General features: G+C 65.0%; 16 protein-coding genes. 9 read left to right on the forward strand and 7 right to left on the reverse strand.

Translation table 11 applies throughout. The features are described from left to right. Window positions 1–9: 9 nt before the first annotated feature. From LB535_RS24180 to leuD, 3 genes are all read right to left on the reverse strand, one after another. Window positions 10–393 (reverse strand): RidA family protein, encoded by a 384-nt coding sequence (locus LB535_RS24180; protein WP_224532802.1) that lies wholly within the window; start codon window positions 391–393, stop codon window positions 10–12. Window positions 394–723: 330 nt separating this feature from the next. Beyond that, window positions 724–1662 carry a hypothetical protein gene (locus LB535_RS24185; RefSeq protein ID WP_224633990.1) on the reverse strand — a complete coding sequence of 313 codons (939 nt, stop codon included), beginning with the start codon at window positions 1660–1662 and terminating at the stop codon, window positions 724–726. Window positions 1663–1879: 217 nt separating this feature from the next. Further along, complete coding sequence (gene leuD / locus LB535_RS24190) at window positions 1880–2485, reverse strand: 3-isopropylmalate dehydratase small subunit (protein ID WP_224633991.1); 606 nt, start codon at window positions 2483–2485, stop codon at window positions 1880–1882. A 188-nt stretch (window positions 2486–2673) separates the two neighbouring features. On the opposite strand from leuD, the gene LB535_RS24195 reads away from it, so the two are divergent. The 4 genes from LB535_RS24195 (at window position 2674) to LB535_RS24210 (ending at window position 4734) form a co-directional block, all read left to right on the forward strand. Next, the gene (locus tag LB535_RS24195) at window positions 2674–3099 is read left to right on the forward strand and encodes a GNAT family N-acetyltransferase (RefSeq protein ID WP_224532491.1); all 426 of its coding nucleotides are present in this window, start codon (window positions 2674–2676) and stop codon (window positions 3097–3099) included. Window positions 3100–3433: 334 nt separating this feature from the next. After that, a complete protein-coding gene (locus LB535_RS24200) occupies window positions 3434–3754 on the forward strand; it encodes an ArsR/SmtB family transcription factor (protein ID WP_224633992.1) in 321 nt (106 codons plus the stop codon). After that, the gene (locus LB535_RS24205; RefSeq protein ID WP_140845959.1) at window positions 3751–4200 is read left to right on the forward strand and encodes an SRPBCC family protein; all 450 of its coding nucleotides are present in this window, start codon (window positions 3751–3753) and stop codon (window positions 4198–4200) included. Before LB535_RS24200 ends, LB535_RS24205 begins: the two co-directional genes overlap by 4 nt. 45 nt (window positions 4201–4245) lie before the next feature. Beyond that, window positions 4246–4734, forward strand: a complete 489-nt coding sequence (locus LB535_RS24210) for an SRPBCC domain-containing protein (protein ID WP_224633993.1) — start codon at window positions 4246–4248, stop codon at window positions 4732–4734. 157 nt (window positions 4735–4891) lie between these two features. Here LB535_RS24210 and LB535_RS24215 read toward each other — a convergent pair whose 3' ends face one another. From LB535_RS24215 to LB535_RS24225, 3 genes are read right to left on the reverse strand one after another with little or no spacing between them, the layout of a single operon-like run. Beyond that, the gene (locus LB535_RS24215) at window positions 4892–6058 is read right to left on the reverse strand and encodes an NAD(P)/FAD-dependent oxidoreductase (protein WP_224633994.1); all 1167 of its coding nucleotides are present in this window, start codon (window positions 6056–6058) and stop codon (window positions 4892–4894) included. Window positions 6059–6110: 52 nt separating this feature from the next. Then, window positions 6111–7613, reverse strand: coding sequence for an ATP-binding protein (locus tag LB535_RS24220; protein ID WP_411969608.1), 1503 nt, complete (start codon window positions 7611–7613; stop codon window positions 6111–6113). Window positions 7614–7672: 59 nt separating this feature from the next. After that, window positions 7673–8371 (reverse strand): response regulator transcription factor, encoded by a 699-nt coding sequence (locus LB535_RS24225; RefSeq protein WP_224611314.1) that lies wholly within the window; start codon window positions 8369–8371, stop codon window positions 7673–7675. Between the two features lie 573 nt (window positions 8372–8944). On the opposite strand from LB535_RS24225, the gene LB535_RS24230 reads away from it, so the two are divergent. Then, window positions 8945–9826, forward strand: coding sequence for an HpcH/HpaI aldolase/citrate lyase family protein (locus LB535_RS24230; RefSeq protein WP_224633996.1), 882 nt, complete (start codon window positions 8945–8947; stop codon window positions 9824–9826). A gap of 29 nt (window positions 9827–9855) precedes the next feature. Continuing rightward, a complete protein-coding gene (locus tag LB535_RS24235) occupies window positions 9856–10062 on the forward strand; it encodes a DUF1737 domain-containing protein (protein WP_140845953.1) in 207 nt (68 codons plus the stop codon). A gap of 247 nt (window positions 10063–10309) precedes the next feature. On the opposite strand, the gene LB535_RS24240 is transcribed toward LB535_RS24235, so the two are convergent. Further along, entirely contained in the window at window positions 10310–10747 is a 438-nt protein-coding gene (locus LB535_RS24240) for a metallopeptidase family protein (protein ID WP_095769832.1), read from the reverse strand. Window positions 10748–10931: 184 nt separating this feature from the next. Between LB535_RS24240 and LB535_RS24245 the strand changes: the two genes are divergently transcribed. The 3 genes from LB535_RS24245 to LB535_RS24255 are packed head-to-tail and all read left to right on the forward strand — an operon-like array spanning window position 10932 to window position 16763. After that, entirely contained in the window at window positions 10932–12002 is a 1071-nt protein-coding gene (locus LB535_RS24245) for an ImuA family protein (RefSeq protein WP_224634031.1), read from the forward strand. Beyond that, on the forward strand, window positions 11944–13434 hold the full coding sequence (locus tag LB535_RS24250) for a DUF6504 family protein (protein ID WP_224633997.1): 1491 nt from the start codon (window positions 11944–11946) through the stop codon (window positions 13432–13434). Before LB535_RS24245 ends, LB535_RS24250 begins: the two co-directional genes overlap by 59 nt. Further along, window positions 13431–16763, forward strand: coding sequence for an error-prone DNA polymerase (locus LB535_RS24255; protein ID WP_224633998.1), 3333 nt, complete (start codon window positions 13431–13433; stop codon window positions 16761–16763). The genes LB535_RS24250 and LB535_RS24255 overlap by 4 nt, the downstream gene beginning before the upstream one ends. Window positions 16764–16828 lie beyond the last annotated feature (65 nt).

The raw sequence follows: 16828 nt of genomic DNA on the forward strand, positions 1-16828 counted from the left end.
CCTCGGCTCCTATGCCGTGCGCCTCAGCGCCGTCACCTCGATCTCGATCTTCATCTCCGGCTTGTTGAGCTGGCACACGATCATCGTCGCCGCCGGGCGGATGTCGCCGAATGCCTCGCCGAGGATCGGGAAGACCACGTCAACATAGGCCTGATCGGTGATGTAGTAATGCGCGCGCACCACGTCAGCCATGTCGAACCCGCCTTCGGCGAGCGCCTTGGCGATGGTGGCAAGGCAATTGCGCGTCTGCGCCTCGACCGTGTCGGGCATGGTCATGGTGGCATAGTCATAGCCCGTCGTGCCCGAGACGAAGCACCAGTCGCCCTGCACCACCGCGCGCGAATAGCCGGCGGTTTTCTCGAAGGGCGAACCGGTGGAGATGAGCTTGCGCATGGGAGCCTCGCGTTGGTTTAGGTCGGCCTGCATCTAGCAAAACAGGCTCGGCTGGTCGTGGGCCAAGCAATGCGGAGTATTGTCACGACGTGAGCGCAATCCTTGGAGATTAGCCTGAGCCTTCCTCAGGCCGTCATTCCAGGGCGGAGCAAGGAGCGAAGCGACGCGCGCAGACCCTGGAATCCATGCCGTTACGCCGAAGCGCTGCCAACCGTGCAGAATTCTGGACCCTCGCGCTCTCCGGCAGCGGTCACGGCATGGATCCTCGGGTCTGCGCTCCGCTTCGCGTCGCTCCGCCCGTGGATGACGAAGCCGCGCTGAACCGAATCCCTAGTTCCCTTGCGCGTCGTCATAGGCCTTCTTGATGTCGTCCGGCCAGTCCTTCATCGGCGGCCAGGCCTGCCGCTCGCCATTGTCGCCGCGGCGGGCGAAATAGACTTTCTGTTTGGCGGGGTCGACTGCCATGAAGCCGTTATTGCCGCCGCAGTCATGCGGCACGCAGCCGGTGGCGTAAAAGGCGCCCGAGGCCGTCTTTTCGGTGCCGCCGCCGACCAGAAGGCTGGTCGCCATGTCGGGCATGTCCTTGCCCAGCAACGCCTGTCCGGCCTTGTAGACGGCCTCGTTGTGGAAGGCGTCGATGATGTTGTCCAATTTCGACGGGTCGACGTCCTTCCAGCCGGTGCCGGGTTCGGGCGTGTAGGTCAGGGTGCCGGAGGTCGTCAGCCCTTCCGTGGGCGACCATTGCAGCGCCGGCTTGGAATCGCCCGGCAGAAGATAGGGCACGAAATAAATGGCGCTGTCGGAGACTGCTGCCGGCGGCGCGCCGCATTCGTCCTGCTCGACCGTGGCGGTCTGGATCTCGCCGTCCTTCGGCTTCCAGACGATGACCTTGGCCGGCCCGCACTGGTTGCCGCCGTCGCCGACATCGACCAGCGCCACGTTGACGTCGCCGATGTTGACGATCTTGTCGAAGAAGACGTCGTAATTGCTGGCCAACTGCTTGCCGTCATAGGCAAGCACCCTTTCGCTGTCCTGCTCCGGCTGCGTGATGGTGAGCTGCCCGCCCTCGAACGGGATCGGCGCCTGCTTGTCGTCATCCGACGCGGCCTGGTCGTTGCCCTGGTCGGCCGCGCCTCGATCGGTCGCCGGCTGGTCGGACGTGGCGGGCGCCGGCTGCGTGGCCGGCGCGGTGGTCTGCGCATTGGCGCCGACCGTGACGAGAAGGATTGCCGCCGATGCGCCAGCGGCGGCCAGAAGCAAGCGTGTCATGACTGTCCCTCCATTCAGCCGCCACGACCCGGCCTGCGAAGGCCGGAGCCTATTGATTTAAAGCCATGCCGCCCAGAGACTGTTTCGAAATTCGCTCTGACGAGTCATATGGTGGTGGTTTCGAGAACCGTAGCGCAGCGGACATTTGGTCCGTGAGCAACGGAAGCGCAGAAACCGCCATCAGATGGCCGCCGGAGTAGAATTTCCAAACGGTCTCTCAGGCCCAGGGGCGCTGCTCGGCATTCTTCTTCTCGAAGGACGCGATGGCGCCGGCCTTCTCCATGGTCAGCCCGATATCGTCGAGGCCGTTCAAGAGGCAGTGGCGCTTGAAATCGTCGAGGTCGAATTTGACCACGCCGCCATCCGGCCCGCGGATTTCCTTCGCCTCGAGGTCGATCGACAGCGTCGCGTTGGAGCCGCGCGAAGCGTCGTCCATCAGCTTGTCGAGGTCTTCCGGGCTGACCGTGATCGGCAGGATGCCGTTCTTGAAACAGTTGTTGTAGAAGATGTCGGCGAACGAGGTCGAGATCACGCAACGGATGCCGAAATCGAGCAGCGCCCAGGGCGCATGCTCGCGGCTCGAGCCGCAGCCGAAATTGTCGCCGGCGACCAGGATCTGCGCCTTGCGGTAGGCCGACTTGTTGAGCACGAAATCCGGGTTCTCCGAGCCGTCCTCATTGTAGCGCATCTCGGCGAAAAGCCCGGTGCCGAGCCCGGTGCGCTTGATCGTCTTGAGATAATCCTTGGGAATGATCATGTCGGTGTCGACATTGACGATCGGCATGGGCGCGGCGACGCCGGTGAGCTTGGTGAATTTATCCATGGTCCTTGCCCGTCTTCTTCGTGGCTTGCGGGGAATTTTGCCGGACGGTTTACACAAAGCCGGCGGCAAATGAAAGGCAACTGTTCGTGCGCAGGCCTTGGCCAATGTCGAGCATGGCATGCGCGCCGGAGCTGGAATAACTAAAAAAACGACTTCGAAATTATGGGAGGCTAGTGCAATCTGCGGCCATGGCCGATCCTTCAAAAGTCCTTTACGCCAGCGAGCCTGCCCTCGACGTCGCCGAATTCCGCCGCGTGCTGGTCGAATCCGGTCTCGGTGAAACACGGCCCGTCGACGATGAAGCGCGCCTGAAGACAATGCTCGGCAATGCCAATCTGGTGCTGACAGCGCGGCTCGACATCGAGGGCAAGCCGCTGATCGGCGTCGCGCGCGGCATCACCGATTTCTCCTGGGTCTGCTACATCTCCGAACTCGCCGTATCCGCCTCGGCGCAAGGGCTCGGCGTCGGCAAGGGCCTGATGGACGAAGCACAGCGCCACCTTGGCCCTTCGGTCGCCATCAGCCTGATCTCGATGCCCAATGCCGTCGGCTTCTACGAGCGCATCGGCATGACGCGCATGACCGACGCGTTCTGGTTCTCCCGCAAGCGCTGACCTGAACCGCCGCCGATATCGGAGCCGATTTCTGCTTGGAATCGGCGAGCCAGATCGACCCCCACTCCGTCGAGCTTCGCTCGACACCTCTCCCCCGATCGACGGGGGAGAGGAACGGTGCGAGTTCGCCGACCCTGGCTCCCTTCCTCTCCCTCCGGAGGGGGGAGAGGTGGCGCTGCGAAGCAGCGACGGAGTGGGGGAAGGCGCTGCTCAAAAGCGAAGCCGCCTCAAGACAAGTACAATCCGGCAAGAAAACTCAAGCAGTCAGCAATCAGGCGGCAGAATAATTTTCGCCAGCACTTGACATGCAACCAAATGGTTGCATATTAAAGTCATGAGCATGGATGCCGTCTTTCGCGCTTTGGCCGACCCGACCCGCCGGCAATTGCTGGACAGCCTCCATGCCCGGAACGGGCAGACGCTGAACGCGCTCTGCGAGCACATGGAGATGACGCGCCAGGCGGTGACCAAGCACCTGGCGATCCTCGAGGAGGCGAACCTCGTCACCACCATGCGCCGAGGCCGCGAGAAGGAGCACTACCTCAATCCCGTTCCGATCAGCGAGATCGCCGAGCGCTGGATCGGCAAGTTCGAGCGGGGGCGGCTTGCTGCCCTCAGCGACCTGAAGCAACGCCTTGAAAGGGAAGAGCCGTGAGCGAGAACAGTTTTGTCTATGTCACCTACATCCGCACCACGCCTGAAAAACTCTGGCAGGCGCTGACTGACCCGGAATTCAACCGGCGGTTCTTCCTCAGCTCCTACCAGGAGAGCGACTGGAAGGTCGGCTCGAGCTGGAAGCTGGTCTTCCCCGACGGCCGCATCGCCGATTCCGGCGAGATCCTCGAGATCGACCCGCCGCGGCGTCTGGTGATCAAATGGCGCAACGAATGGATGCCCGAGGTGAAGGAGGACGGCTACACGCGCTGCACTTTCACCATCGAGCCCGACGGCGAATTGATGAAGCTCGCCGTCACCCACGAGGCCGACGGCCCGCACAGGCTGATCCAGAACGTCGCCAAGGGCTGGCCGCTGGTGCTGGCGAGCCTCAAGAGCCTGCTCGAGACCGGCAAGGGTTTTGAGCGCCCGCCGTCGAAAGAGTAAAGGTTCGTTTCGGATACGATACAATTGTCGGCAGAGGTGGATTCGATGCTTCAATTATCCTTGCCGCAAGCCATGGCGAATGCGGACACGGTCATGGCCTCGGCCGAGCTTCCCGCCTCGCCGGACGAGGTTGGCGCGGCGCTGATAACCAGCGAGGTCGAGCGCTGGTGGGGTTCGCCCGAAACTTACCGCATGACCGGCTGGAACGCCGATCTGCGCGTCGGCGGAAGCTGGCGTGTCACGGTGCGAACCGCCGACGGCAGGCGCCTGCCCACCGGCGGAGAGTTTCTCGAGATCGAAATGCCGCGGCGGATCGTGCAGACGCGGCGCTACGACTGGGACCATCCGGCGCTCGGCCGGCGCGAAACGACCCTCGCCTATCTGCTGGAGCCGATCGCCGGCGGCACGCGGCTCACCATCTGCCATGGCGGCTTCGCAGGTTTCCCGGACGCCGCAGCGGAACATGCCGAAGGCTGGGCGCGGGTGCTTGGGTGGCTGCAAACATATTTTAGTGACGGACGGCAGGCGGCTTAGCGCCACCTTCTCCCCTTGTGGGAGAAGGTGGATCGGCGCGCAGCGCCGAGACGGATGAGGGGTGTTCCAGCGGAGTGAGACGTTGGCTTTCCCTGGAACACCCCTCATCCGTCGCCTTCGGCGACACCTTCCCCCACAAGGGGGGAAGGGGGAGCCCTCAAATCACGTTCAGCTCCCGGAACGCCCGTCCTTCTGCCACACGCTCATATCCAAATGCCGTACAGTCGATCGTGCGGTAGCCGCCATGCACGATGAGCTCGGCGATCGACTTCCCCACCGCCGGCGCCTGCTGCAGGCCGTGGCCGGAGAAGCCGTTGGCGAACAGGAAATTTTCGACCTCCGGATGCGGGCCGACAACCGCGTTCTGGTCGAGCGTGTTGTAGTCGTAATGCCCGACCCAGGCGCGCGTCGGCTTGATCGCCTCGAAGGCCGGGATGCGGGTGGCTAGGACCGGCCAGATCACCTCTTCGAACAGCGGCCAGTTAACCTCGAAATCCGTTGGATCGGGCGCCTGATCGCCTTCCTCCGGCTCGGCGCCGCCGGTGATGTAGACCGAGCCCTCGGGCCGGACATAGATGCCGGAGGGATCGACCAGCAGCGGCATGTCGGCGAATTTGTCGCGCGCTTCGAAGACGAAGACATTGCGCTTGCGCGGCTCGACCGGCAGCGCCAGCCCAGCCAAGGCGGCGACCTTGCCGGCATTCGGCCCGGCCGCGTTGACGACAATGCCGGCTTCGAGCATCTCGCCATTGTCGAGGCTTACACTGGTGACGCGGTTGCCGTCGCGCGCGATGCCGGTCACGGAGGCGGTGATGAGATCGATCTTCTTGTCGCGCAGCGCCTTGCGGAACAGCATCAGCATCGCATGCGCGTCGAACCAGCCTTCGCCGCTGCGGCCATAGGCGCCGGCGGAAATGCCTTCGGCCGACAGCCAGGAGAAACGCTGCGTCAGCTGGCCGGCATCCTCCAGCACAATGTCGGCGCCCTCGGCGACCTGCGTCTCGTGATTGGCCTTGAGGATCGGCAGCCCGGCCTCGCCGGCGAGGATGAGATAGCCGCCCTCGCGAAAGCCGATATCGGCCTCGGCGCCGAAGGTTTCCTTCAGCCGCCGGAACAGTTTCAGCGTGAACTGCGACAGGCGGATGTTTTCAGGGATCGAGAATTGCTGGCGGATCGAGGCGCAGGACAAGGTCGTCGCCGCATGCGAGAATTGCGGATCGCGCTCGATCAGCGCGATCGAGCCGGTAAAGCCCTCCTCGCGCAAATAATAAGCGACCGAGGACCCGACGATGGCCCCGCCGATGATGACGATGTCGTAGCGCACGCTTTTGGTTCTCCGACTCCAGAGCATGATCCCGACGCTCGGGTTCGCACGCTCAAATCAATGCAGGAAGATCGATCTCGAAGCGCGTGCCGCGCTCGGAGTCAACCAGCCTGATCGTGCCATCATGCGCTTTCAGGAGGGCCAGCACGATGCCGAGCCCCATGCCGGTGCCGCCGGTCTCGCGCCGCGTGGTGAAGAACGGCTCGAAGATCCTGGCGCGGTTGGCGGCCGAGATGCCGTCGCCGTCGTCGCCGATCTGGACCGACGCGCGCTCGCCATCGGCTGAAGCATGGATCGCCACCTCTCGGGCGCCATGCCGTGCCGAATTGTCGATGAGATTGGCGAGCACGATGCCGAGATTCTCGGCCGAGATGCCGAGCCTGATATCGCCGCCGCCTTCAAGCCGCGCTTCCAGCCTTGTGTCGACCGGCAAGGATGCCAACGCCGCATGAAGCGTCGTGCTTTCGCCGCTCGGTTCCAGATTTTCAGCGCGCGCCAGGTCAAGCAGTCGGCGCACCAGGAGATTGAGCCGCCCGGCATCGGTGACGATGTTGTTGGAGAAACGCTTGCGCTCGGCCTCGTCCATCGCGCCGCCGGAATCGCGAAGCAGCTCCGCCGCGCCCTGGATCGCCGTCAGCGGCGATTTCAGCTCATGCGAGACATGGGTGGCGAAGGTCTGGATGCTGTCGGAGCGCGCCTGCAGTTTTTGCGCCATGTCGAGGAACGCCGCCGACAGCGCGGCCATCTCGCGCGTGCCGTGATGGGCGAGCGGCCTGATTGCTTCGCGGTCGCCGGCGGCGATGCGTTTTGTACGGTCGATCAGCGCGTAGATCGGCCGGCTGACGGTGCGGATGAACACCAGCGCGATCAGCAGCGTGCCGCCCAGGATGGCGATCGCCGCCAACGTCACCTTGCCGCGCTCGCCATAGAGGTGCTTGACGATGTTGTTCGGCGTCCGCGACAGATAGACCACGCCCGCGACCCGGCCGTCGAGCTCGACCGGCAGGGCGACGAAGACGCGCACCCTGGTGCCGCGGCTCACCGAGTAGAGCGGCGGCGGCGGCTGGTCGGGAATGCGCAGCCTGAGCGCGCTGGCATAGGCGCCTGAAAGCGCGGTCCGCACCTCTTCGATTTCGCCGAGCGACCGGCCGACCTCGTCGCCGCCGGCGATCACCACGCCGCGCGGATCGAGCAGCCGGAAGCCGGCAAGCGTCGTTTTCTGCGTCTCGTCGAGGATGCCGTCGAGCCGCGCGCCTATTGCCGCGAAGGCCGGATCGGCGGTGGCGGGAAGCGCCGCCGGGCGCGTCGGCATGACATCGTCCGAGGCAAGGTCGAGGCGCGGCTCGATCGGATCATAGGGATAGTTGTTGTCCCTTGCCGGATCGGCCGAGATCGGCGACCCGAGTTTTTCCTGGGGAATGCCGGCAGCGCGCACCTCCTGGGCATAGACGGCGGCGGCGACCGCGCCTTGCGCGATGAGCTCGCCTTCGGTCTGGCGGATGAGCTGGTTCTCGTAGAGCCGGAAGAAGAACAGTCCGACCAGCGGCAGCGCCATCACCAGGATGAGGATGACGACGACGACGGTGGCAAGCCTGGGCCGCCACTTCTCCTTGCTCAACCACCGCATCGGCCGAGCCGGAAGCCAACGCCATGCACCGTGGCGATCGCATCGAGACAGCCGACCGCCGCCAGCTTGGCCCGCACATTGCGGATATGGCTGTCGACCGTGCGCTCCGAGACATGGATGTTGGAGGCATAGGCATTGGCCATCACCGCGTCGCGGCCAAGCACATGCTGCGGGCGGGCGAGGAAGCCCTTCAGGATCGCGAACTCGATCGCCGTCAAGATGAGCGGCTTGCCGTCGAAGCTGGCTTCATGGCTTGCCGGGACGAGCATGAGCTTGCCATGCGCGAATTGACGCTCGTCGGCTTCTTCTTCGACCGGCGCCGGACGCGCGCGCCGCAGGATGACGTTGACACGGGCGACCAGCTCGCGCGGGCTGAACGGTTTCGTCACATAATCATCGCCGCCCATCTCCAGCCCGAGCACCCGGTCGATCTCCTCGTCGCGCGCGGACAAAAACAGCACCGGCACGTCGTACTTTTGCCGCAACCTGCGGCAGACCTCCAGCCCGTCCATCTCCGGCATGCCGATATCGAGCACGATGAGATCGGGCGCGCGGCGCTCGACCGCTTGCAGCGCCGCTGCGCCGTCGGCGACGGCGGCCGTCTTCATGCCGGCCTTTTCCAGCGCGAAGCAGATGATCTCGCGGATATGCGGGTCGTCGTCAGCGACGAGAATGTTGTGCGGCATGAAATCAGCGGCCCGGCGCGTAAGGTTGGATGACGGCAGGATTAGAGCAATTCCAGGGAAAAGTGCGAAATTGTTTTCGGTCGGGAGTGGAGCGGCCTCGGGGCGAAAAGCAGGATACCCGCCCCATGGCATGGTCTTTGCGGCTCGACGAGCCACCAGCCGTCATTGCGGAGCCGGCGCGGCAGCGACCAGCGGGATGTGTGACGTGTTCGCATGACGCCGGTTTCGCCGGCCGGTGCGGTAAGTGCGCGGCGGAATCCTGGAGCTTTTCAGCAGGGATTTGCAGATTTAGTGCAGGCAGGTCGCCTTTTCGGCGGGATAGTCGCGTAGGGCGCTCCCCCTCTCCGTCTCGGCTTCGCCGAGCCACCTCTCCCCCGCCTCTGGCGGGGGCGAGGAACCCAGGCCTGCGAAGGTCGCGCGCCCTCGGCGATTAGCGTTTCCTCGCCCCCATAAAGTGGGGGAGAGGTGGCTCGGCGCGCAGCGTCGAGACGGAGCGGGGGCTGGCGCCGCCATATGCGATTGTCCTGTCCCCTCCGCCTTGCCTCATCCGCCATCACCCGGCATAGATCGGCGATGGCTCAAGAACCCTACCGCCCGCGCCGCTCTGTGCTTTACATTCCCGCCTCCAACGACAAGGCGTTTGCCAAGCTTGGCTCCCTGGCCTGCGACGCCGTCATCATCGATCTCGAGGATGCCGTCCTGCCCGCCGGCAAAAAAGTGGCGCGCGACAAGATTGCCGGCATCCTGGCTGCGCGCCCCGAACGGCGCTGCGAGATGGTAGTGCGCATCAATCCTTTGGCCAGCGAATGGGGCACCCACGACCTCCTGGCAGTGGCCAAGGCCGAACCCGAAGGCATTCTTCTGCCCAAGATCGCCACGCCGCGCGACATCCTCGAGGCCGGCGACCTGCTCGACGACAATTTCGCGCCGGACAGCGTGAAACTATGGGCGATGGTCGAGACGCCCAAGGCGCTGCTCAACATCGGCGCCATCGCCGAACTCGGCCGCGATCCGGCTTCGAGGCTGGCTTGTTTCGTGACCGGAACGAATGACCTGGTGAAGGCGACCGGCATTCTGGCGACGCCCGACCGGCGCTATCTGATGCCGTGGCTGATGCAGCTGGTGCTTGCGGCGCGGGCCGGCGGTCTCGATGTCATCGACGGCGTCGCCAATGATTTTCGCGATCTCGACGCTTTTGCCCGCGAATGCGCCGACGGTGCGGCCATGGGTTTCGACGGCAAGTCGCTGATCCATCCCGCCCAGATCGAGCCGGCGAACCGCGCCTTTTCACCGTCGCCCGAGAGGCTGGCTGCGGCCCGTGCGATCAAGGATGCGTTCGCGCGGCCCGAGAATGCCGGCAAGGGCGTGATTGCGATGGACGGGCGCATGGTCGAACGGCTGCATCTGGCGGAAGCCGAGAAACTTCTGGCGAAGGCCGCGATCATCGGCGCATGATGCGCCGGTCTTCAAGATAGGCTCGATAAATGAAACTCTACCGCTTTCTGTCCGGTCCGGACGATTCAACTTTCTGCCACAAGGTGACGGCAGCCCTGAACAAGGGCTGGCACCTGTTCGGCTCGCCGACCTATGCCTTTGACCAGCAGACGAAGTCGATGCGCTGCGGCCAGGCCGTAGTGAAGGATGTCGAAGGCCAGGACTACACAGCCGACACCAAGCTCAGCGACTGGTAGGAGGGCAGCAGGCTCTCTCATTCGTCATCCTAGGGCGTAGCGACGCGAAGCGGAGCGCAGACCCTAGGATCCATTCCGTTCCCTCTGCCGAAGGGCGCGGCGGGCCAGAATATAGGGAAATTGCGGTGTCGGGCGGCAGGCGTTCCGTTCTGCACCGCGGGCTTGGTGCTGATGGAATGGCATGGATCCTAGGGTCTACGCGCGTCGCTTCGCTCCTTGCTTCGCCCTAGGATGACGAAGTGCGTGCTCACCCAGCCGCCGCCTGCTCCGCCGCCTCCTCGATCCGCTCCATATCGTCGTCCGACAGGCCAAAATGGTGGCCGATCTCATGGATCAGCACATGGGTGACGATGTCGCCCATCGTCTCTTCATTCTCGGCCCAGTAGTCGAGGATGGCGCGGCGATAGAGCGTGATGCGGTTTGGACCTTCGCCGGTCTGCGGGTTCCAGCGCTCGGCGATGCCGCGCCCCTCGAACAGGCCGAGCAGGTCGAAGGGCGTCTCCAGCGACAGATCGTCCATGATCTCGTCGGTCGGGAACTCGGCGATCTGGATGATGATCTCGCCGGTGAGCTTGCGGAACTCGTCCGGCAGATGGGCATAGGCCTCCAGCGCCAGAAGCTCCATCTCGTCCATCGACGGCGAGAGCTGGTCGTGCCAGGTGCGGGTCTTGTAGATGCGGGCCATGAAATGTCCTTTAATCCCGGCATATAGGCTTTCACGCCGATTGAGGCAAATGGACCGGCTGGGGTGTTCGCTTTCAAGGTAAAAGACGAAGGAATAAATTCCTTGCGAGTCTGCTTGACTCTTCCGGGCGCCTCTGGAATCTATAGGAACATAACAGGAACAATTGCTGCTGGAAGTGAACGTCATGGCGATGAGCGCCGTGGCGCGGGACACTATTTTTGCCCTGCGCCGCCAGATCGCGAAGATCGAGGGAACGCTGCCCGAGCGCCTGCAGGCGCCCTCGGGGTGCGCGCCCGAAGCAATTCCAGGAAAAGTGCGAAGCAGTTTTCCCTCCGGAATGGCGCAAAACCAAACATCCAACGATGCCGCCGGGCCGGACATGACGATTGTCCGGCGCGGCCTTGCCGTGGCTTCGGCGGATGCCTTCCTGCACACCGGCATCGATAGGCTCGATGCAGCGCTTGGCGGCGGCCTACCCAAGGCGGCGCTCAGCGAAATCCATGGCCTGGAGACCCGCGATGCCGGCGCCGTTGCCGGCTTTGCGCTGTCGCTCGTAAGCCTGGTCCTCAGGGAGAAGCAGGGTCTGCCGATCCTCTGGGTCGGCACGGCGGAAATCTTCCACGAGGCCGGCATGCCCTATGCCAGGGGCCTTCATGCCCTGTTCGGCATCGAGCCTGGGCAATTGCTGTTTTCCGAGGCGCCGAAGCTGCTCGACGCGCTGTGGATTGCCGAGGAGGCCGCCCGCATGACGGCCTTTGCCGCGGTCATCCTCGAGATCCGCGGCAGTCCGCGGCTTCTCGACCTCACCGCCACGCGCCGGCTGCATGCGCGGGCCCGGAGCGCCGGCCGGCCGCTGCTGTTGCTGCGCCAGGCCGGCGAGGCCGATCCCACCGCCGCTCCGGTGCGCCTCATCGTTTCGGCGGCGCCCGCGGCAAGCCGCGAGACCCTCGCCGGGCCGCTCGCCGGCTCGATCGGCCGCCCCGCCTTCAAAGTCGATATCGGCAAGAGCCGCACGGCCCTGCCTGGACAGTTCACACTGGAGTGGAACCCCGATGAGCACGCTTTTGCAGAAAGAACAGAGAATTCTGTCGCTGTGGTTCCCGCATCTGGCCGCGGAGCGGATCCTGCGCCAGCGTCTGGGGCGGTCCTGGCGTTCCCGGCCCTCGCATCGCCTGCCGTCGCTTCAGCCGCCGCTGGTGATCAGCCATCGCGACAACAACACCCAGCGCATCGCAGCCCTCGACGAGCGGGCTGAGGCGCTCAGATTGAAGCGCGGCATGGGCATCGCCGATGCGCGCGCCATGCATCCCTCGATCGATGTGGTCGAGGCAGATCCGGAAGCCGACCGCCGCCTGCTCGAAGGCCTTGCCGACTGGTGCGACCGCTACACGCCACTGGTGGCGATCGACGGCGAGGACGGGCTGTTCCTCGACGTTACCGGCTGCACGCATCTGTTCGGCGGCGAGCGCGCCATGCAGGACGAGATCCTCGCCCGCTTCTTCCAGCAGGGCTTCGATGTCCGCGCCGGGTTGGCCTCGACGCCGGGCGCCGCCTGGGCGGCGGCGCGCTTCCATGGCGATCGCATCGTAGCCGGCGGCGAGGAGGAGGCGCTGCTTTCGCCGCTGCCCTTGTCGGCGCTGCGCATCGCGCCGGAGACCCGCGCCAGCCTGGAAAGTGTGGGCCTGCGCACCGCCGGCGCGGTGATGGCAGCACCCCGCGCGCCGCTCGCCCGCCGTTTCGGCGCCACCTTGCTTCTGCGCCTCGACCAGGCGCTCGGCCGCCTCGACGAGGCCGTGTCGCCGCGCCTTCCCGTGGCGCCGCTCTCGGTCGAGCGCCATCTTGCCGAGCCGGTCGTGCTCACCGACGACATCGAGCGGCTGGTGAGCCGGCTGGCGATCGCCTTGAAGACCGACCTCGAACGCCGCGGCGAGGGCGCAAGGACGCTGGCGCTGCTTCTCTTCCGCGTCGATGGCGCCGTCAACCGCATCGCCGTCGGCACCTCCCGCCCGATGCGCGAGCCGCGGCTGATCCAAAGACTGTTCCATGAGCGGCTCACCGCGCTGGAGCAGAGCATCGACGCCGGCTTCGGCTTCGATCTCGTGCGGCTGTCCGTGCTGTCGGTCGCGGCCTTCGACTTGGCTCAGGGCGACCTCACCGGCGAGACCGACGACGATGACGCCGACATCGCGCTCTTTGCCGACCGCGTCCGCGCCCGTCTCGGCGAAGCCGCCGTGCTGAAGCCGGTGGTCGTCGAAAGCCATCTGCCGGAACGCGCCGTCAAAACCGTATCTTTCGCCGAAGCGCCGCAAGGACGCGCCCCGGCGGCCGGACGGACGCCGCCGCCCCGAACAGCGCCACCGATGACCGTTTACCCGCCGGAGCGGCCGGTGCGCCTGTTCCGCTCGCCTGAGCCGATCGAGGTGCCGGCGACCGAGATCCCGGAGGGACCGCCGATGAATTTCCGCTGGCGGCGCGCGCTCTATCGTGTCGCCCGCGCCGAAGGGCCGGAGCGCATCGCCGCCGAATGGTGGCGCCAGCTGCCCGGCGAGGAAGAGGCGCCGACCCGCGACTATTACCGCATCGAGGACAGCGAGGGGCGCCGCTACTGGCTCTACCGTCAGGGCCTCTACAGCAGCGCGCCGCAGGCCGCGCCGCCGCGCTGGTTCATGCATGGGGTGTTCGCATGAATGCGCTGACCGTCATCCCCTATGCCGAGTTCGGCATAAGCTCGAATTTCTCCTTCCTGCGCGGCGCTTCCAAGCCCGAGGAGCTGGTGGTCACGGCGAAATTCTACGGTTTTGCCTCGATCGGCCTTGCCGACCGCAACACGGTCGCCGGCGTCGTGCGCGCCTGGCAACAGGCCAGGGTGGAAAAGCTCGCCTATCATCCCGGCTGCCGCCTGGTGTTTGGCGACGGCACGCCGGATATCCTCGCCTATCCCCGCGACCGCCAGGGCTGGGGGCATCTCTGCCGCATGCTCACGCAAGCCAATCTGCGCGACGAGAACGAGAAGGGCGCGACGCTGCTCCAGTTGAGCGACCTGCTCGAATGGGGCGATCGGATGTCGCTGGCGATCCTGCCCGATTTGTCGGCAGGCGCGCAAGACAACCTGGCATTCATTAGCCGGTTTAAGGATCGCTTCGGCGCGGCGCTCCGGCTGGCGGTGGCGCCGGATTATGCCGGCAACGACCGTTTCCGCATCGAGCAGGCTTCCGCGATGGCCGAGCATGCCCGCGTCCCGCTGATGGCGACCAACGACGTGCTCTACCATGCCGCCGATCGCCGTCCGCTGCAGGACGTGCTGACCGCGATCCGCCTCAACACGCCGGTTTCCGAGGTCGGACTGGAGCTGATGGCCAATGCCGAGCGCCACCTGAAACCGCCGCTGGAGATGGCGCGACTTTTCCGCCGCCACCCGCAGGCGTTGGCCGAGACGCTGCGCTTCGCCGACGAGCTCACCTTCTCGCTCAGCGACCTCGAATACAATTATCCGGACGAGCCGACCGAATCCGGGCTTGGACCGCAGGCCGAGCTCGAACGGTTGGCGCGGGAAGGCGCGGCCGTTCGCTATCCGGCCGGCGTTCCCGAGGATGTGCTGAAACGCATCGACAGCGAGCTCGTTTTGATCGAGCGCCTGAACTATGCCCGCTATTTCCTCACCGTCCATGATATCGTCAAATTCGCCCGCAGCCAGGGCATTCTTTGCCAGGGCCGCGGTTCGGCCGCCAATTCGATCATCTGCTTCTGCATCGGCATCACCGAGGTCGGCCCCGATCGCATCGACACCTTGTTCGAGCGCTTCATCTCGGAGGAACGCAACGAGCCGCCCGACATCGACGTCGACTTCGAGCATGAGCGGCGCGAAGAGGTCATTCAGTACATCTATACGAAATACAGCGCCAAGCGCACCGCCTTGGCCGCCGCCGTCATCAGCTATCGCGGCCGCTCGGCCCTGCGCGAGGTGGCCAAGGCCATGGGCTTGTCGGAGGATGTCCGCAGCGCGCTCTCCAGCACCATCTGGGGCTGGTCGACCTCCGAGCTCGGCGAAAGGGAAGCCAATGCCGGCGGCCTCGACCGCACCGATCCGCTGTCGCGGCAGGTGCTGGAGCGCGCCAACGAGATCATGGGCTTTCCCCGCCATCTTTCCCAGCATGTCGGCGGCTTCGTCATCACCCGCGACCGGCTCGACGAGGTCGTGCCCATCGTCAAGACGGCGATGGAGGAGCGCAAGATGGTCGAGTGGGACAAGGACGATCTCGACGCGGTGAAGATCCTCAAGGTGGACGTGCTGGCGCTCGGCATGCTGACCTGCCTGAAGCGCGCCTTTACCTTGCTCACCGATCATTATCCGCGGGCGCGGGATCCATTTGGACAGCCTTATGTGCTCGCGACCCTTCCCGAAGAGGACAGGCGCGTTTACGCCATGATCCAAAGAGCCGACACGCTCGGCGTCTTCCAGATCGAGTCGCGCGCGCAGATGTCGATGCTGCCGCGCCTCAAGCCGGCAAATTTCTACGACCTCGTCATCGAGGTGGCGATCGTGCGCCCCGGCCCGATCCAGGGCGACATGGTGCATCCCTATCTGCGCCGGCGGCAGGGCAAGGAGAAGGCCGAATACCCCAAGCCTGAGTTGGAAGAGATTCTCGGCAAGACCCTTGGAGTGCCTTTGTTCCAGGAGCAGGCGATGAAGATCGCCATCGTCGCCGGCGGCTTCAAGCCGGGTGAGGCAGACGAGTTGCGCCGCGCCATGGCGACCTTCAAACGCACCGGCACGATCGGAAACTATGAAACGCGAATGGTCGAGGGGATGGTCAAGAAGGGCTATCCCAGAGAGTTCGCCGAGCGCTGCTTCAAGCAGATCGAAGGTTTTGGCGAATATGGCTTTCCCGAAAGCCACGCCGCCTCCTTCGCGCTGCTTGTCTACGCCTCCTGCTGGTTCAAGACCTTTTATCCGGACGTGTTCTGCGCCGCGATCCTGAATTCCCAGCCGATGGGTTTTTACCAGCCGGCCCAGCTCGTGCGCGATGCGCGCGACCATGGCGTCGAGGTGCGCGAGGTCGACATCAACCATTCCGTCTGGGACTGCACGCTGGAGGAAACCGCCTTCGATCCGTCCCGCATTCTCGAGCGCCACGCCTCGATGCGCGGCGTCATCGAGACGGCTCACGCCGTCCGCCTCGGCTTCCGCCAGATCAAGGGCCTGTCCGAAGAGCGCATGGATATAGTCGTTGCCCGCCGCGGCGACGGCTATCGCTCGGTCAGGGACGTCTGGCTGCGTTCGGGCCTCGATGTCGGCGAGATCGAAAGATTGGCGCAAGCGGACGCCTTCCGCTCGATCGGCCTCGACCGCCGTGCCGCGCTCTGGGAAGTCCGCGCCCTTGACGGCAAGAGCGCCGCCGAGAAACTGCCGTTGTTCGACCAGCCCTCGCTTCGCCTGCGCGAGCTGGAGCCGGAAACGAAACTGCCGAAAATGCCGCTCGGCGAGCATGTCGTGCACGACTACCGCTCGCTCGGCCTGTCGCTGAAGGAGCATCCCGTCGCCTTCCTGCGCGAACGGCTGGATCGCGCCGGCGTCACCCCCAACGCCCGTTTGCCGTCTGTGCGCGACGGCCACCGCGTTTCCGTCGCCGGGCTGGTGCTGGTGCGCCAGCGTCCGGGCAAGGGCAATGCCATTTTCCTCACGCTGGAAGACGAAAAATCGATCGCCAACGTCATCATCTGGCCACGCGTCTTCGACCGCTTCCGCCCGGTGGTCATGGGCGCGCGCTTCATCCGCGTCACCGGCAAGCTGCAGCATGAATCGGACGTCATCCACATCGTCGCCGACCGGATCGAGGATTTGACGTCCTGGCTGGGCGCGCTGCTGGAGTCCGCCAATCGACCGGTCATCGAGCATAATCCCGCCGAACGGCCGGTTGGAGCCGCCGCAAGCCGAGGCCTGCCGGTCCGCCAGGAGACCGAAGCCCTGTCGGGTGCCGCGCAACAAGTCATGCCGAAAGGGCGGAATTTTCAGTAGAACGATACGGGAAGCAGACGCCCGACTGCGTGTGCCGTCACGATGCACAACTTTGATGTCGGCGG

The sequence above is a fragment of the Mesorhizobium sp. CA10 genome (assembly GCF_020165285.1).
In the GTDB taxonomy this organism is placed as follows: domain Bacteria; phylum Pseudomonadota; class Alphaproteobacteria; order Rhizobiales; family Rhizobiaceae; genus Mesorhizobium.

Coding starts and splice junctions, on each gene's coding strand:
- LB535_RS24220 (WP_411969608.1), bottom strand. CDS start 7,613: ATGGCGCTGCCGCTGGTCGGACTGTTCTTCTTCCGGCTCTACGAGAAC.
- LB535_RS24200 (WP_224633992.1), top strand. CDS start 3,434: ATGAGCATGGATGCCGTCTTTCGCGCTTTGGCCGACCCGACCCGCCGG.
- LB535_RS24210 (WP_224633993.1), top strand. CDS start 4,246: ATGCTTCAATTATCCTTGCCGCAAGCCATGGCGAATGCGGACACGGTC.
- LB535_RS24225 (WP_224611314.1), bottom strand. CDS start 8,371: ATGCCGCACAACATTCTCGTCGCTGACGACGACCCGCATATCCGCGAG.
- LB535_RS24185 (WP_224633990.1), bottom strand. CDS start 1,662: ATGACACGCTTGCTTCTGGCCGCCGCTGGCGCATCGGCGGCAATCCTT.
- LB535_RS24235 (WP_140845953.1), top strand. CDS start 9,856: ATGAAACTCTACCGCTTTCTGTCCGGTCCGGACGATTCAACTTTCTGC.
- LB535_RS24195 (WP_224532491.1), top strand. CDS start 2,674: ATGGCCGATCCTTCAAAAGTCCTTTACGCCAGCGAGCCTGCCCTCGAC.
- LB535_RS24180 (WP_224532802.1), bottom strand. CDS start 393: ATGCGCAAGCTCATCTCCACCGGTTCGCCCTTCGAGAAAACCGCCGGC.
- LB535_RS24230 (WP_224633996.1), top strand. CDS start 8,945: ATGGCTCAAGAACCCTACCGCCCGCGCCGCTCTGTGCTTTACATTCCC.
- LB535_RS24240 (WP_095769832.1), bottom strand. CDS start 10,747: ATGGCCCGCATCTACAAGACCCGCACCTGGCACGACCAGCTCTCGCCG.
- LB535_RS24255 (WP_224633998.1), top strand. CDS start 13,431: ATGAATGCGCTGACCGTCATCCCCTATGCCGAGTTCGGCATAAGCTCG.
- LB535_RS24245 (WP_224634031.1), top strand. CDS start 10,932: ATGGCGATGAGCGCCGTGGCGCGGGACACTATTTTTGCCCTGCGCCGC.
- leuD (WP_224633991.1), bottom strand. CDS start 2,485: ATGGATAAATTCACCAAGCTCACCGGCGTCGCCGCGCCCATGCCGATC.